Here is a 14,327-nt window from a genome sequence, read left to right on the forward strand (position 1 = left end):
AAGGAAGCCCGAGCATCGATCGACACCCGGGCACTGAGATCACCGGACGTCAGGCACCGGGGTAACGACGATCACGGGCTCACCGCTGCCGCAGCGGTCGTCCACCGTGACCTTGGACAGCGCGCCACGCTTGGCCAGCTCAACGATGGGCACCTGGCAGGCGGCCTTGTCGGCGCCTTTGAACACCACCGTCAACCCGTTGCTGGACTTGTTCAACAGACCCGCGAACTTGTCGAGGAAGGCCCGAGTTTCGCTGTCCAACCGCTTCATGTCGGTGGGGTTGTAGTTCAAGCGCAACGAATCCAGGACGGCTTCCTGCTTGCCATCCACGGTTTCGGTCTTGGTGACCACTTCGGCCTTCATGCCAGCCGCACGGGCGGCGTCGGCGGCCTGCTCGGCGTGCTCCCGCTGCTGCTTCACGTAGGACGCCGAAGCCCCCACTGCAGCACCGGCGGCGCAAGCGCCCAGGGCCTTGTCTTTCTTGCCCGTGAGCAAGGCGATGGCTCCGCCGGCCACGCAGCCGATGCCACCGGCTTTGAACAGACGCTTCTTGTCGGCATTGGGCTTGCCATCGTCCTCCGCGGCATGGACCGCATCAGGGGCGGCTTGGGCGGAAACCTGAAGCGGCAAGAACGCCGCCAGGCAGAGAGTGAGAGGAACGGAAAAACGTTTCATGGGATGGATCTCCTGCTGTGGGGGAAAATTAGGTGCGTGGAGCAGTCATGGGTCCGGTTGCGGGCACCTTGGCCGCACCAGAACCTTTTGGAGAGGGTTGCGAGAGGGCCGCCGTCACGACCTTGCGAAGCGCTTTTTCGTAGCGCTGAATGGCGCTGTCCTGCTCCGCCTTCGTTTCGTCTCGCAACCGCCGCAGGTCTTCTTGGAGCGCACTCCGGAACAGCGCGTTCTCTTCCCGCAGATCGTCAATGAGGCGCTCCAGCTGAGCGTTGGCGTTCTCCAGCACGCTCACCACGGACGTGGCGGTGTTGTGTCGCTCCAGCGCCTCTCGCACGTAAGCGCTGAACCCACTGCCCGATTCACGGGCAAGCCGCTGAGCAAGTTTCAGCTGCCCACGGTCGAGGTTTACGTTTTGACGAACGAACGCCATTGGTCGAGTAACTCCGTTTCGGGATTACTCCACCGATACCGCGAATCTCGGAGTTGGCAAGGCCCCACGTCAGGAGCCTGAAAAACATGGGCCAAACGAGCTAACAAGCACTGACACTGTCTCCATTCGGTGGTGACATGGCCAGGCCTTGATTGCATTGAGGTTTCGGCAGGCGTTACAGCGATTCTTGGGCGAAAAACGCACTCCCACTTCAGTGCGTCATGTGTATGACGACTCTGGGGAACCGTCCGGGCTCCTGCTTCTCTGCCACTGCCGACATTGCTTCCACACACGTTGGGCTCTTGCAGTTGCTTTTCGGCGGCCCCTTGCGTGTTGCCCCAGGTGCGCTATTGGTGGTCTACGCCCCTCGCCCCACAGGACCATCGCCCACACCATGCCCACGCAACGCTCCCGCTCTTCCACCCCTCACGCCCACCGATGCCCCACCCCGGGAATCCGTGCGGAGTTTCTCAGCCCACTATTTCGCATTGCCTCGAATCCCCAGGACAGGTTGCCCTCGCCCACCCGCCGCACCACCCCACGACACCCAAGCCACGTTGGTTTTAGTCAAACGTGTGCAATGCCCTTGGATACACCGACACCGTGTTTTCCGAATCGCAAGTGGGCAGCCAAAGAACCCCTGGAAGGAAAGCGCGGAGCCCTCGCCCCATTTCGTTTTAGTCAAACAAGGGTGCGCGCCATGGCCTTCATTCACCGCCATTGGCCCATCAATGATCCACCTGCTTTCGTTTCAGGAGTGCTCCCATGACCACCGCTGACCTGGACGCGTTTGCCCGTCGCGTGCTGGCCTTCCATGCCGTCCGTGCGCCTGCCACTCCCCGTTGGGCGCTGGACGTGGCCCGCCGTTCCGAACGCCCTGTGTGCGCTTTCTGCACCGCCCCCCTGGACTTGGATCGTCGCCACGCCTGGGGGCTTTCACCGCTCGTTCCGTTGAGCCAGGGCGGCCCAACGGACACCGAGAACCTGCGCATGGCTTGCAAGCGCTGCATCACCGAGCGGGGCAGCCGTGACCTGTTGGCCTGGCCCGAGTTGAGCCAGCGGCTGCCACCAGACACCTTGGACGCCTTGCTGGCCGACCGGCTGTTTGTCCTGCAGCGCTCCAACAACCACCTGGTCGAGGTGGGGCGCTTTGCCAAGCCAGCCACCGTCCTTGCCCAGCTCCAAGAGCGCTGGATGCACCCCCGGTTCCTCGTCCACGTGGAGCGGCATTCGGACAGCTGGATGTTGGGGTGGCCACTGGCCCAGCGTGCCCATCTGACGCGAAACGACTTGGCCGCGCTCTTGCGCAACGTGCACCAGGGCGAATGGCTGGAACACCCCGAGGTGGTGGCCTTCCGGTTGACCGCGGATGTTTTTCAATTGGCGGTGTGGCAACTGATTGCCCTCCACGCGTTGGTCATTCCCCTGCCTTTGGGGACTGCTCCCCCTCCCGACCGCACCTTTGAGAACCGGTGGATGGCCCGGTATCCAAGCCTGCGCCAGATCCGCCTGCGGCGACAGGGCGCGCACGAAACACTGTGGCCCAGCATGGGCAAAGACCACGTCCCGGCTTACAGCGACAAGCCCAATGCGGTTCGCATGCGAACCCAGCGCCAAGCCACACGTGAGGGGGAAACGAAGGCCCAGTGGTTGGAAGCAAGGCGGCGTTTGGCGAAGCGAGACGCGGGCGTGGCAAGTGGGACGCTGAGGGCATGGTTGCCCGGGGAGCGGGCAGCCATGCAGGCCGATGTGGACGATCTAGCGTCGTCGTGGTTGGAGGCCCGCCAGCGGAAAGTGCAAGGCCGCTCTCAGCGGCCGTGATCCACTAACATTAGCTTCGCACCCAACCTCGAACACCATCCGGCATGGAAAGCGAAAAGGAACGCATCGCCAAGTGGCGGGCGGAGAAACAACGACGACGCCACGAAGAGAAGAGCCAAGCCGCCACGCGGACCTACAGAAGCCTGTTTGCCATCGATGACGATGAGCTGACCGATCCGCCCGAGCTTAAGGAATACTTGGTCCGGCAGAACCTAGCCAAGGGCAACCTCGCCCGCCGGATGAGCAGCGGTGAGGTCCAGTTGGCGCTGAACACCTGGGGCTTGGACGAACTGAACCAGCTTTGGAGCATGCGCCGAGAGAAGCTCACTTACCTCGAAGACGCCGCCCTCCTGTTGGCCCACATCCGACACCGATCCGGCATTGACCCACAGCTGCGCCCGGCGGCAGAGCTGCTTGGATACGATGCCATCCAAGCACTCCTGGGAGTGCTGGAAGAGAGCGGGCGGTTGGCAGTGGAACAGGCACTGCCCCCGGCGGCGGAAGCCGTCGTGGCCGAGGGCAAGCGGGTGGAACAAGTCCTTCGGGTGATCCGAGAGGGCCAAGCCGAGTTTCGTAAACGCCTAGTCGCTCACTACGGAGCCGTGTGCATGGTCACCGGGACCGCCTTGGCAAGCGTCATCGACGCCGCTCACATCGTCCCCTACAACGGGGCAGCCACCAATGCTTTGAGCAATGGCTTACTGCTACGGAAGGACATCCACGCGTTGTTCGATGCAGGCCTGTTAACCATCGGGCCGGACCTGGTCGTTTACGTCAGCGCGGGGGTGGACGATCCGTTCTACCGTTCGCTGGACGGAAAGGAGCTCTCGCTGGACGCTCCGCCCAAGATGTCCAAAGAGGCCCTGCGGCGGCGACTGGCGGGCAATGAATCGTCCGAACTGGAGGTTGCCAGCCTTCCCCAATGAGCCGACCCAAAGCTCCGGCTGATCGGACAAATCGAACCATTGCTCATGATAGAAACGCCCTCCGCGTGGATCCGGAAGTTCAATCAACGGTTCTCCGCGCCGTAGGCGTATGCCTGCTCCCGCCAGGGGACGCTTTTTTAGCTGCTTTTGCTCTGCCCACGGGATGATCCACAGCTACAAGAAAGCGGCTATGGCCGCTTTCTTCGTTCCCCTGTTTGTGAGGGTCAGTAGATCTTTCCGTTCTTGCTCATCCCCAGATTCCGCACCGCCACCCTGGCGGCCTTGCGGTCCTCCGCGTGTTCGTCCTCGGGCGAGCTCACGATCAACAGCGTCTTATCCTGGATGAGCGACGCCGCGGCGTAGTCGGCCAACGCCACCATGGCGGTCGTCAACGCGACTTCACTGCCGGCGCCTTCCGAATCGTCGAAGCCAAACAGCTTGGCGATGTTCTCGCGGAGTTTTGGCGGGATGGTCACCATGGCCCGGTGGTGGCGCAGCCCGTCCTCCCGACGGCGGTAGTCATGGAGGGTGACCGATCGGGGCATGACCATGTGAACCCGCTTTCCTCCGACGCTGCCCGCCTTCTGGCTGTCGTCGTAGTCAAAGTAGGACTTGCGCTCCGGGTAGTCGCCCGGCCCCAGCAACAAATGCTCCGGGATGTGGGCAACAGGCAGGCTGTCTGCTTTGCTGGCCCGGCGGGGCTTGGCATGGGTCACGTCCTTGACGTCGTCCAACGTGCGCTTGGCCGCCTTCTTCGCCGCGGCCTTCTTTGTGGCAGCCTTCTTGGCAGGAGCTTTGCGAGTGGCCATGAGTGGATCTGGGAGGGAAACCAAGGGAAGCTCCATCATGCCGCAGCCCTCCGGCCTGCACCAGCAGCCAGGATGTCGCGCACCCGGACAGCCAGGGCGTGGATCTCCTCCTGGGCCACCCGGGCCCAGCGGCCGTTGGCGTCGAACACGGTCTTTCCCTCCTCGTAGCAGTCCGCAAACAACGCTCGGTCCCGCACCAGGACGGCGCCCGACATCTTGGGGTGCTCCAGGCGACGTCGATGGGCTGCCCGCCTCTCGTTGGCCCGGTTGGCGATGGGCAGGTAACGCTTTCCCTTCTTTTCAAGAACATCCACGGTTCGCAGGAAGATGAGGAAGCTGGCCCCGTCGAGCAACGTTGGCACCAGGTAGAGGTCCGCCTCGGGAATCACCTCGTTGTCGGGCAGACGCGGCGGAGTGTCGGTGATCTCCACGTCGAAGCCCGGGGAGCGCGAGCGCCCGACACTGAACGGTGTTTCGTCCGACAGTGAGGCAAACGCGCAGGCCCCGCCTTGGGGGTCCCGGTCATTGACCAGCACACGCAGGCTGGGGTCACGGGCATAGCACCCGGCTAGATTCAGGGCCAGCGTCGTGCGGCCGACGCCACCCTTGAGTGAGAAGTTGCACAGTCGCATAGGGCATCCTTTCGTGAGTAGATAGGGGTTCCTACCGAATCTACCCCGACGCCACCGTTGCGCAAGTGCATGTTTTTGCAACCCTTTCGGGCCGTTCAGGCCTTGGATTCTTTTCTATTCTTCCCGCGAGGCGACTGGACGACGGCAGTCCCACCGCAGCGTGTGGGCGACGCTTGAAGGCGAGCAATGCAAATCGAACGGCTGGGAGGCCATCCATGCTTTGACAGACGGTGGTGCTGCGCCATGCAGTGCTTCAATGATCGTCCAGCGTTGCTTTGCCGGACCAAACTCCGCGAACACGTCCGCCCCGGCTTCGGCCAGGATTCCGGCCATCTTGTCGTAGCACTGCCGTTTGTGTGGGTGGTCCTGGTTTACGTGCCACGCCATGCAAGCGACGTGGAAAGCGGTTATTCCGTTGGGCCCCACCGGGTGGTCCAAGGACGGGAAAGCCGTTAGGCCCCTCCAAGCCTCCAGGCGCGCCTCGCGGACAGCAGCGATGGCTTCTCTCAGCGCCCAAGGGTTGCAGTGCTCAATGGCCTGTAACAGTCGTTCTGCAAGCCGGTGGACGGTCATTTCCATTTCAGCTCCTTCCGCAGTTGGCGCTCGAAGTGGCGTTGTTGGCGGGCCAGCCGGGCTTGCCGGCGAAGCTTGCCTTCGGGCAGGAACGCGGGAGCCGTGGGTGGGATGTGCGCGAAGGGAAGGCCAGCAATGGGGCGGGCCGAGCGGGTGGGGCTTTCAATCATGGCGGCGGTCTCTTGGGTTATTTAAATCGGTCTTCGTGAGTAGGTCGCCCCACTCCCCTAACTCCATGCAACCAGACCACCGAGCAATGTCAAGATGGAAAATCCAACTTTTTTTGACTAGAAACAGGGGCTTGCGGAATCCAAGGTGCATCGCATGCTGAATGCATGACGCACACGATCCGCCCCCGCTGTTCGCCCACCCTCACCCGCCTTTCCAAGGGCGTGCGCAGCGCGCTGGGCTTCACCCTCACCGAGACCTTGCTGGCGCTGGGCGTTGTGACCGCCGCCACAGGCGCGATGTTCCTGTTCTTCGGGCAGGTCGATGCAAAGGCCAAGCTGGCCAGCGAAACGCGCAACCTGCGCGAGCTGTCCCGACGCATCGAGAGCAGTTTTGGGATGGTGGGGACGTTTCGCGGGGTGAGCACCACGGCCGTGGTGGTCGATGGCTTGGCCCCTGAATCCCAACTCGGCGCCGGGGAAAGCGTCTTGACCAACGCGTGGGGCGGCGCGGTGAACGTCCAGCCCTACACCGTCGAACGCTTCGGGGATTCGTTCTCCGTCAGCTACGCCGGCCTTGATCGTCAAGCGTGCGTGGCCCTGGTCGCGGCCAACGCGGGCGGGGTGTGGGACGCGCAGGTGTCGGACGTGTCGGTGATTCGAAACACCGGCGGCCAGCTCGACGTCGGATTGCTGAGCCGCACGTGTGCGGACAAATCGCGCGTGGTCTTCGTCTACCACAGCGGGTTGTTGGGGGGCGAATGGACCGGATCACCGCTGGTGTTGCCAGCTGCAACGCCCCCGGTCACCCCACCCGCTTCTCCGCCCGTGGGATCCCCGGTGGGGCCCGTAGGTCCGGTGCCACCTTCCACGGGGGTGTCGCCCCCAACCGCCCCGCCACCAAGCGTTCCTCCCACGACACCCCCACCGGTCACGCCGCCCGCCCCCCCGGTGAGCGTGACGCCTCCGGCCCCACCGAGTTCACCCCCGGCCACACCGCCACCGACAAGCACGGTGCCGTCTTGCCAGGAGTGGAGCGAGAACCGAACGATCAATTGCCCATCGGGCCAGGTCGGCCAGGTGTTCCAGAACCGCCGTCACCACTGCGGACCCGACCCGAGCGTTTACGAGGCGTGGGCTGGGTCCACGACGGCCGGCAGTTGGACCACGACCAGCAGCGCCTGCGCGCCGTGCCCTGCTCCCGAGACGCGCAACGTGGGATGCCCTGCAGGTCAGTTTGGCGCGATTGGGCAGCAGCGGACCTTCGCGTGCACGGGCACCGGTTCGTGGAACGCGTGGACCCAGACCAACACCACCTGCGCGGCTTGCCCAGCGCCTTTCCCACAAGCCGAAACCCAGTGGGTCGCCGCGAGTGCCGCTTGCCCGGCAGGCCAGAGTGGATCGCACACGTGGCAGGCCGAGCAGCGGCGGACGAGGACCGGGTCATACAACTGCCCAGCCACCACGTGGTCGCTGCCCAGCCCGACGTTCACCACTTGGACAAATTGGGCGGAGACTGGGTTTCGTCGCAACGAGGCCAATACATGCACCCCCAACGCACCACCTCCGACGTTTCCCGAATACACCGGGCGATCTTGGCATTCGTGGGGAGACGGAGGGCACTACGGCTGGGCGATCTTCTGCAACGCTCCCCGGACCCTGGCCGAGCTTCAAGCCACCTCGTTGGCATGCACTTGGCAATACGAAACGAACGACACCCCCACGTTTACGCCAGAGCCACCTGGCGTGACCCGCCCAACACCGGCTTTGGAAGCCTGTGTCTACGCGCTGCGCGCCAACTTGACTCCGATGCCAGGTTACGGCTTCGTCAACCACCCAGGCACCGCGGTTTGGCCGGCGGCTTGCTCGTGCAGCGTCGTGGGTCCAGGCGCGCGGTTCTACTGGCAAGACCTGGGAGCGAGCGACTGGGTGGGCTTTGAATTCAAGTGCCCTTGACGGCAAAGAAGGCGGGGGCATCCCTCACGTTGGAAGTGGCAAAGCTTCGGATTTCCAAAACCGACCGGAGGCGATGCCCTCGCACCAAGCGTGCTTTCCAGAAGGCAGGTGGCTTGGCCACCTGCGGCGGCTTCTGGGCTCTTCGCTGTTGTGCTTCGAAGTCAAAGCCCAGCCAAGGTTTTCCACATCGCCTTGCCCTGGGCTTCGTGAACCGACGCGTATTGCTGCGGATCCCAACGGGTTCCGGTCAAGAGCAGCCCCAGCTCTGCCACGATGGCCTGACAGCGATCGCCAAAAGCCAAGACCTCATTGAAGGTCAACCCAAGCGTGTTGATGTCAAACGCGCCAGGCTCCTCGTCCAGCTTGCGCATTTCCAGGTGGGCATGGTGCTTGTCCCGGAGGGTCTTGATTTTCGCTGCCACGGGATCAGCCGAAAGGATCACCATTTCATTGGAGACCCTTTCCCAGCCACTATCGAAGCGCGAGTAGTTCTCGTCCCGATCGTTCTGTCTGAACTTCTCCTGGAAAACAGCCGAGCTTTCGGGCGGCAGGTCACTGATCGGTTCGTCGTGGAAGTGATCGAAGATGCGACCGTAGCGCTCCCGGTAGTGCTCCCTGATCGCGGGATCTGCTTGAAGCTTTCGCCAGAGGTTGGTCAGGCTACCGGACCGCGAATCGTTATCCAGAAAAAGCCGTGACTGATCGCGCACCAGGTCTTGTCCAAGAAGCGGCGCCAAGTGGTTCCAGGCATTGGCCCCCGGCGTCTTGTCCAGCTTGGCTTTCAGCCCTGCCTGAATCTCGGGGTCTTGAATGAGTGGGGACAGAATGTGCCGGCGCTCGTCGAGGATGTGGCACTCCTGCGTGAGCACCCGAACGAATCCATCGATTTGGCGAATACGTTGTTCCAGTTCCTCAGGCTTCATTCTTGCTCCGCCTCCAGCGGCACCTGCTGGAACCGCACCTGCAGCCGCTTGATGAGCGCACGGGTTTCCGCGTTCGGAGCGCGCGTGGACACCAGCACCGCCTCCCCGTTGGGCACGTGGCGGATGGCCTTCTGCTCGGCCCGGAGAACGGCGCGGTATTTCACCGCTTGATAGACGCCTCGCTGGAGTTCGTCCTCCGAGCACTTGCTGGTTTTAACTTCCACCGCCAGGCGATGTCTTCCGTTATCGAAATGCGCGTCCAGTCGGTCACCCGAGCTCAACAACTTCTCGTTGCTCCCCATGGGGAAGCACCCAAAGTCCTCGAACTCTTCGGGATGGCTGGCCATCCACGCCTTCAACGCTTTGTGCTCGTCGCTCTCTGGCCGCCCCCCCTCCTGGACTTTAGGAAGGGGAAGAGGCGCATCCGCTGCCACCTCTTCAACCGCCCCGGCGGACGGGGTCAGCATGGTGGCTCCCAGAGCGCGGGCGACCCGGTCCCAATTGGGATAGGTGAAAACGTCTTCCATCGCCTCTCGCAAGTGCGCACGGCGCTCTTCCTCGGTGTCCAGCTTCTTCCCCGCGAAGTAAGCTGGCGAGATGGTGATCGCCCCCTCGCCAGGGTGTTTCGTGTTCTTGTTGACGACGATTGCGTGGAGGGGCGGGATGGGTTCCTTCCACTGCTCGCTGAGCCACTGCAGGGCCTGGGCCACTCCCCCGGCGACGGTGCCGTAGAGGTCTTTGCGGGGTTTGATCTCGTGTCCGAAGGTGTCGTGCAGCTCTTGGGCCAGGTCGCTGTAGGAATGAGCTTCGCCCTCCTGCGCCCACCGGATGAGGATGGGCAGCGCGTCCGGGATAACCCGGCTCCGCCAGGGTGTGCGTGCAAACTCCACCTTCGACCAATCGAACTTTTCCATCCCCTACTCCTCCCTTGTCGTCCCGCCATGGTAGCTGCGGGACCAGCACGGGAAAACGATGAGGGCCGGTGTCCTGCCCCCTCCCTTCTCAATCCTCGTTGGGCAGCATGATGCTGACCACCGGTTCCAAGGCGTCCCCGGGCCCGCACAGCGCTTTCAAGGTGATCTGGCGATGGGTCGACCGCGTCAGGCCCGACCCGGTCGCCGGGTGGGCTTCGTTCGACAACCAGTCGCCGGCGTCGGGCAGAGCCACGTGGAGCTGGTAGTGGATCTCCGAACCGTTGCCCTGCTGCCGCTTGATGGCCACGTGGAGCATGAAAAGCACGTCCCAGAGCCGGCCGTCCACCGACTGGCCGCGCAGTTCCAACCCTATGGGCACTTCCACGTAGCGAGACCACGCAGCGCGGGTGATGGTCACGGGAAGCTTGAAGCCGGCTTCTTTGGCCACATCGGACACGTCCACCAGGACGCCGTCCTCGATTGCCTGGGCGCGGGTGTAAGAATGGATGAGGTCGGAAGGCTCGAACATGTTGTTCCTCGCTTGGTAAGTGATGGCCCGCCCAGGGCATCCGGTCGGGATGTCCTGGAATGGGAAACCCACCGCCCCACCGCTCGGCGCGGTCAAGGGAGGAAATGGAAGGGCTGGCGCGGCCCGCAGCGCAGCGAGGACACGGGCCCTGGAATGGCCCTTGACCGGAGGAGCCGGGAGATGGGGCCGCGCGGAGCGCAAGGGGCTTGAATGGCGTGCCGCGATCGGCACACCGACTGGCCCTCAATCGGCCCGCCTGAATCCTCCAAGGAGGCGCTGCCACCAGGACCGGGGAACCGCTTCCGCGTTCTCTGGCAATGGAAACGCCCTGTCCCAGTCCAACTCGATCGGATCGCCGCCACTGGTGCGCACGAAGCCATGGGCCTTCAATGCCTCAATGGCGACGCTGGACGTCGCGTAGCACCGTGCGAAGACCCTGCCTTCCCCCGATGAACTGGCCAACGCGTGGCGCACCAATGCCTTGAAGCAACCACGCCGGGTGAATTCTGGTCGCGTGCCGGCGAGATGGAGCTCGTAGCCTTCGCGATCATGCATGCAGATCAGAAACGCCGCCGGCTGACCCTCCCAGGTCGCAACCCTCACGTCGCCGTCCACCCTGCAAACCTCCGGTCGATTGTGTCGCAGCTTCATCATCGTCAAGAAGCCGACATGAAGCAGCCCTTCCACCAAGGGAACCGCTTGGGCGCTGAGGGTTTCCCGGAAATGCCCTTGCCGTGCTCCGTCGCGAAGCAGAGCAGCTATCCATGCGGCATCTTCTGCAACAGCGGAACGAATGGAAATGGTCATACGTATGAGCAAACCTGGGGAACGTTGTTCATCCAACCACTCTGCGCCGCGGACGCTTCAGCGGTGAGCGGGCCCAAACCGCGGATGAAGCGAAGAGACGCCAGTTGGACGTCGTCCTGGGGCCAATACGGGCCATCCGGCGAAAACACGAAGTGGTCCCCTTGAAGGGCCCCGCAGGTGGTGCAATGGTGGGCCAAGTAGGTTTGCCCGGACGTCCGGGTGGCGTCGAAGCGAAGCCAAGGGGCGTGGCCGGCAACGAACGCAGCGGCCTCCTCGTTCAAGCGCTCGATGTAGCGCAACAAAGCACCCTCCCCCTGATCCACCAACCCTTCGTCGTCGTGCTCCTCGAACGAGGGCACCCAGACCGCGGCGGTGGGAGTGGGGGCATGGCAGAAATGGCACTCGGTCTGAGCGAGCAGCAGGCCGTAGGCCGGGGCGTGGAGGATGGATGCAGGGGCTTCATGGGTCATGGAGCCATTTTGCCCGGCCCGTGTATCAACCGGTGAGACGAGCTTGCGTTGAATCATGGGTGTTGCGGAGCGTGCCACGCTGCGAACCCAGCCACGCCATCTGCTTGTATTCGTCTCTACTGAGCAACTTGGACACCCCCAACCACTGCACCAGATGGTAGTGCGCAATCGTTCGTGGGTAGCGCTGAATCCCCTCGTGCAACAGTTTTGGCAGGAAACACACAGAACCATCCTGTCGCTCGTAAGCGTAGTAGCGATGGCGGGAGGCACGCGTGGTCATGGCATTTCTCTCAGTGCGCCCAGAGGGCGCGGTCGATACAGCGTTCAAGGCGCTGGGCCAACCAAACGCTGAATGGAAGGGCGATGGGGGCGGCAATGGCGAGAAGGGAAAGGGTCATGTCGGCGGTTCCAGTCGGTTGAAAGAGCGGTGCGTTCTTCCTGATCCCAAGGTAGATCGCCCTGGAAATTTGTCCACGGTTGCAGTGGACAAAATCTTGACTAAAAGTGAAAACTGCGGAGCTAAGGCCGCAGTTATTCCTAACATCACTTCTCTCGCCGAAGGCGTCACCTGCTCTTTTCCACCGACGCTTCTACAGAGTCCGGCGCGCAGCGGCCGGTGGCGGCGTTGCGCCGTTGGCTCTACAGCCTTGCCCGCTTTGCACTGACACTTCCCCGGGCTGCCCATGCCTGCTCCAGGTGGACCGCGCGTTGTTCGGCTTCCACCGTGGCCACCACGTGCGGCATCGCCGTCTTCAGCGATGGCGTGTTCCAAAATGGGCTGCCCCGGTGAGGGTTGCCACCCAGCCGCAGCAGCAGCAAAGCCGTCTGCTCAAGACGATTGCGCTCGTCGGCGTCGTCGCTCAACTGGTAGTCCGCCGCCAGCTTTTCGAGCGGGCGCTCGCACCAGTGGTTCCTCTCTTGAGGGTGCGCACCAGCTTGCAGGAGGGCTTCGACGATGCGGGGCCAGGGAAGTGCGGAATGGAGCGCAGGACCTTCGTTGAGGCGCCACGCGTTGGGGTTGGCGCCCTGCCGCAGCGCCTGTAGAACGCCGAAAAGGCTTCCTTCGACGCACGCGTGAATCAGCTCGGCGCTCGGAGTTCCTGGCAGTGGTGGGCGGTGGTCAGCCATGGCGGCTGCCCCGAACCTGGTTCCCGAGGAGATCTCCTTGGACGTAGTCTCGGATGATCTGGCGCACCGCTTCTGCGGTGGAAATCCCCGCGTTCACCGCGCCCTGCTCCACCGCCTCCAAGACGCTGCGCTGCAGCGGAAGGTAGGCCAGGCGCACGTCCCTCTCCCCACCCAGCCGACGCTTGCTCAGTGCGTAAGGGTGGGCGGCATACATGGCGAGCACTTGGCGCACGGCTTCGTTTCGGGTGACCTGCGCGCGCGCGGCGGCCGCCTGCAAGCGCTCCAAATCACGGGAGTAGCCCCGGGAGGACGGAAGGGTGACAAGTTTTGGGGAAGGGACAGGTTGAAGCACGTCGCGCTCCGGCTTAGGACGCCGCGTCCAACGGCTTGGCGGCCGCCTCTCGGACCACCGCGATGGCACGCCAACGGTTGATCGCAGCGCCGGCGAAATACAGGGCGTCCACCAGTTCTTGCGCGGCCCCCTTCTCAAGCAGGGCCCGGTTGCAGGAGGCGAACCCTGCAAGGATTCCGTAGCGGTCCGCGTCGTCTTTGGCTTTGTTCATGGCTTCCGCAATTTGAACGTTCATGTCGAATCTCCTGATTTTTGCTGGTGGGTGATCGGCGGTTACAGACGCACGCGCTGACGAGGAGCTTCCAGGACAGCCGCCGGAGCTTCGCTGTGCGCCTCTTGCCGTGGGTTCCAGACCTGCCCACCGATGACCATGCTCGGGCCGCCTGCAGCAGGAAGGACCTGCGAAAGCCTGGCTTGCTTCGCTGCGGCGTTGATCGCACGCACGGTGCCCTCTTCCATGCCTTTGGCTTCGTAGATCACCTGCCCCTCCAGGTGATCCCCCGCTTCATCCACAAGGGCGGCAAGGGTTCGACCGAACTTCGACTTTGGTCCTTGGTTGCGAGCATCGGCGTCCCAACGCTCGATCACTTCGAACGTCTTCTCATGACGATGGCCAGACTTGTTGAGTTCTTGGAGCACCGCTTCGGCGTCTTTCACGTTGAAGCGAATGGCGGAGAGCTTCACCGGGTGCGCGTAGCCACCGCCACTCGAAGCCGATTGCGTGATGGCGACCGCTTGGTTGCCGTCGCTGACGAGGTGATGAATTTTCATGTCGATTTCCTTGATGGTTCCCGGAAGGCGCGATTGCCTATCCACAAACTCAAGGTAGATCGCCCCATGATTTTGTCCACTGCTTGAGTGGACAAAACTTTGACTAAAAGCAAAAACTGCGGAACTAAGGCCGCAGTTATTCCTAACATCACTTCTCGCGCCGAAGGCGTCATCCGCGCTTCTTCCATCGCCGCTTTCCAGAAACCTGCGCGAAGCGACCGGCGGTTGGTTTTTTGCACAAAAAAGGCCCCTCGCGGGGCCTCAAAGGACATGAATTGTTCTTACGCGATCAGTTTTTGTCAGCACGCCTTACTCCGCGCACTCCACGCCGATCCATTCTTCATCGAACCATTCGTCCAGCGTCGCCAGGCTAGCTGCCCTCGTTGGATGCTCACCGGGGCCGTCCTGGATGCCCAATCTAAAGGGCTGGATTGGGATAGCATT

General features: G+C 63.0%; 20 protein-coding genes. 3 read left to right on the forward strand and 17 right to left on the reverse strand.

The genetic code is table 11. The annotated features are described in order from the left end of the window. Nucleotides 1–39 precede the first annotated feature (39 nt). Both ACZLHH_RS14520 and ACZLHH_RS14525 read right to left on the reverse strand, forming a co-directional pair. Nucleotides 40–675, reverse strand: coding sequence for a hypothetical protein (locus tag ACZLHH_RS14520; protein ID WP_006375355.1), 636 nt, complete (start codon nucleotides 673–675; stop codon nucleotides 40–42). A 28-nt stretch (nucleotides 676–703) separates the two neighbouring features. Further along, complete coding sequence (locus ACZLHH_RS14525) at nucleotides 704–1,105, reverse strand: hypothetical protein (RefSeq protein WP_006375357.1); 402 nt, start codon at nucleotides 1,103–1,105, stop codon at nucleotides 704–706. 765 nt (nucleotides 1,106–1,870) lie between these two features. On the opposite strand from ACZLHH_RS14525, the gene ACZLHH_RS14530 reads away from it, so the two are divergent. Both ACZLHH_RS14530 and ACZLHH_RS14535 read left to right on the forward strand, forming a co-directional pair. After that, on the forward strand, nucleotides 1,871–2,926 hold the full coding sequence (locus ACZLHH_RS14530; RefSeq protein WP_478478677.1) for a hypothetical protein: 1,056 nt from the start codon (nucleotides 1,871–1,873) through the stop codon (nucleotides 2,924–2,926). A 44-nt stretch (nucleotides 2,927–2,970) separates the two neighbouring features. Beyond that, the gene (locus ACZLHH_RS14535; protein ID WP_046272104.1) at nucleotides 2,971–3,852 is read left to right on the forward strand and encodes an HNH endonuclease; all 882 of its coding nucleotides are present in this window, start codon (nucleotides 2,971–2,973) and stop codon (nucleotides 3,850–3,852) included. Nucleotides 3,853–4,076: 224 nt separating this feature from the next. On the opposite strand, the gene ACZLHH_RS14540 is transcribed toward ACZLHH_RS14535, so the two are convergent. From ACZLHH_RS14540 to ACZLHH_RS14555, 4 genes are all read right to left on the reverse strand, one after another. Further along, the gene (locus ACZLHH_RS14540) at nucleotides 4,077–4,700 is read right to left on the reverse strand and encodes a hypothetical protein (RefSeq protein ID WP_049463004.1); all 624 of its coding nucleotides are present in this window, start codon (nucleotides 4,698–4,700) and stop codon (nucleotides 4,077–4,079) included. Beyond that, the gene (locus ACZLHH_RS14545; RefSeq protein ID WP_088470581.1) at nucleotides 4,697–5,293 is read right to left on the reverse strand and encodes a ParA family protein; all 597 of its coding nucleotides are present in this window, start codon (nucleotides 5,291–5,293) and stop codon (nucleotides 4,697–4,699) included. The genes ACZLHH_RS14540 and ACZLHH_RS14545 overlap by 4 nt, the downstream gene beginning before the upstream one ends. 114 nt (nucleotides 5,294–5,407) lie before the next feature. Further along, nucleotides 5,408–5,872 (reverse strand): hypothetical protein, encoded by a 465-nt coding sequence (locus tag ACZLHH_RS14550; RefSeq protein WP_006375367.1) that lies wholly within the window; start codon nucleotides 5,870–5,872, stop codon nucleotides 5,408–5,410. After that, nucleotides 5,863–6,036, reverse strand: coding sequence for a hypothetical protein (locus ACZLHH_RS14555; protein WP_006375368.1), 174 nt, complete (start codon nucleotides 6,034–6,036; stop codon nucleotides 5,863–5,865). The genes ACZLHH_RS14550 and ACZLHH_RS14555 overlap by 10 nt, the downstream gene beginning before the upstream one ends. A gap of 165 nt (nucleotides 6,037–6,201) precedes the next feature. Here ACZLHH_RS14555 and ACZLHH_RS14560 point away from each other — a divergent pair, with 165 nt between their 5' ends. Further along, entirely contained in the window at nucleotides 6,202–7,989 is a 1,788-nt protein-coding gene (locus tag ACZLHH_RS14560; RefSeq protein WP_080355149.1) for a type II secretion system protein, read from the forward strand. Between the two features lie 161 nt (nucleotides 7,990–8,150). Here ACZLHH_RS14560 and ACZLHH_RS14565 read toward each other — a convergent pair whose 3' ends face one another. From ACZLHH_RS14565 to ACZLHH_RS14615, 11 genes are all read right to left on the reverse strand, one after another. Continuing rightward, on the reverse strand, nucleotides 8,151–8,912 hold the full coding sequence (locus ACZLHH_RS14565) for an AbiU2 domain-containing protein (RefSeq protein ID WP_006375415.1): 762 nt from the start codon (nucleotides 8,910–8,912) through the stop codon (nucleotides 8,151–8,153). Further along, nucleotides 8,909–9,826, reverse strand: coding sequence for a hypothetical protein (locus tag ACZLHH_RS14570; RefSeq protein WP_049400418.1), 918 nt, complete (start codon nucleotides 9,824–9,826; stop codon nucleotides 8,909–8,911). Before ACZLHH_RS14570 ends, ACZLHH_RS14565 begins: the two co-directional genes overlap by 4 nt. Nucleotides 9,827–9,914: 88 nt before the next feature. Continuing rightward, a complete protein-coding gene (locus tag ACZLHH_RS14575; protein ID WP_049400419.1) occupies nucleotides 9,915–10,355 on the reverse strand; it encodes a DUF6573 family protein in 441 nt (146 codons plus the stop codon). A gap of 243 nt (nucleotides 10,356–10,598) precedes the next feature. Then, nucleotides 10,599–11,162, reverse strand: a complete 564-nt coding sequence (locus tag ACZLHH_RS14580) for a GNAT family N-acetyltransferase (RefSeq protein ID WP_049400420.1) — start codon at nucleotides 11,160–11,162, stop codon at nucleotides 10,599–10,601. Further along, nucleotides 11,159–11,632, reverse strand: coding sequence for a hypothetical protein (locus ACZLHH_RS14585; protein WP_049400421.1), 474 nt, complete (start codon nucleotides 11,630–11,632; stop codon nucleotides 11,159–11,161). Before ACZLHH_RS14585 ends, ACZLHH_RS14580 begins: the two co-directional genes overlap by 4 nt. 25 nt (nucleotides 11,633–11,657) lie before the next feature. Then, complete coding sequence (locus tag ACZLHH_RS14590; protein WP_049400422.1) at nucleotides 11,658–11,912, reverse strand: hypothetical protein; 255 nt, start codon at nucleotides 11,910–11,912, stop codon at nucleotides 11,658–11,660. A 359-nt stretch (nucleotides 11,913–12,271) separates the two neighbouring features. Beyond that, nucleotides 12,272–12,760, reverse strand: coding sequence for a hypothetical protein (locus tag ACZLHH_RS14595; RefSeq protein WP_049400423.1), 489 nt, complete (start codon nucleotides 12,758–12,760; stop codon nucleotides 12,272–12,274). Next, nucleotides 12,753–13,037: a hypothetical protein gene (locus ACZLHH_RS14600; RefSeq protein ID WP_049400424.1), complete on the reverse strand. Its 285-nt coding sequence runs from the start codon at nucleotides 13,035–13,037 to the stop codon at nucleotides 12,753–12,755. The genes ACZLHH_RS14595 and ACZLHH_RS14600 overlap by 8 nt, the downstream gene beginning before the upstream one ends. 88 nt (nucleotides 13,038–13,125) lie before the next feature. After that, on the reverse strand, nucleotides 13,126–13,347 hold the full coding sequence (locus ACZLHH_RS14605; protein WP_024956690.1) for a hypothetical protein: 222 nt from the start codon (nucleotides 13,345–13,347) through the stop codon (nucleotides 13,126–13,128). A 38-nt stretch (nucleotides 13,348–13,385) separates the two neighbouring features. After that, entirely contained in the window at nucleotides 13,386–13,883 is a 498-nt protein-coding gene (locus ACZLHH_RS14610) for a hypothetical protein (protein WP_049400425.1), read from the reverse strand. Then, nucleotides 13,880–14,155, reverse strand: a complete 276-nt coding sequence (locus ACZLHH_RS14615; protein WP_141098915.1) for a hypothetical protein — start codon at nucleotides 14,153–14,155, stop codon at nucleotides 13,880–13,882. Before ACZLHH_RS14615 ends, ACZLHH_RS14610 begins: the two co-directional genes overlap by 4 nt. Nucleotides 14,156–14,327: the final 172 nt, after the last annotated feature.

It is taken from the genome of Stenotrophomonas sp. 28608_Sma (assembly GCF_056486185.1).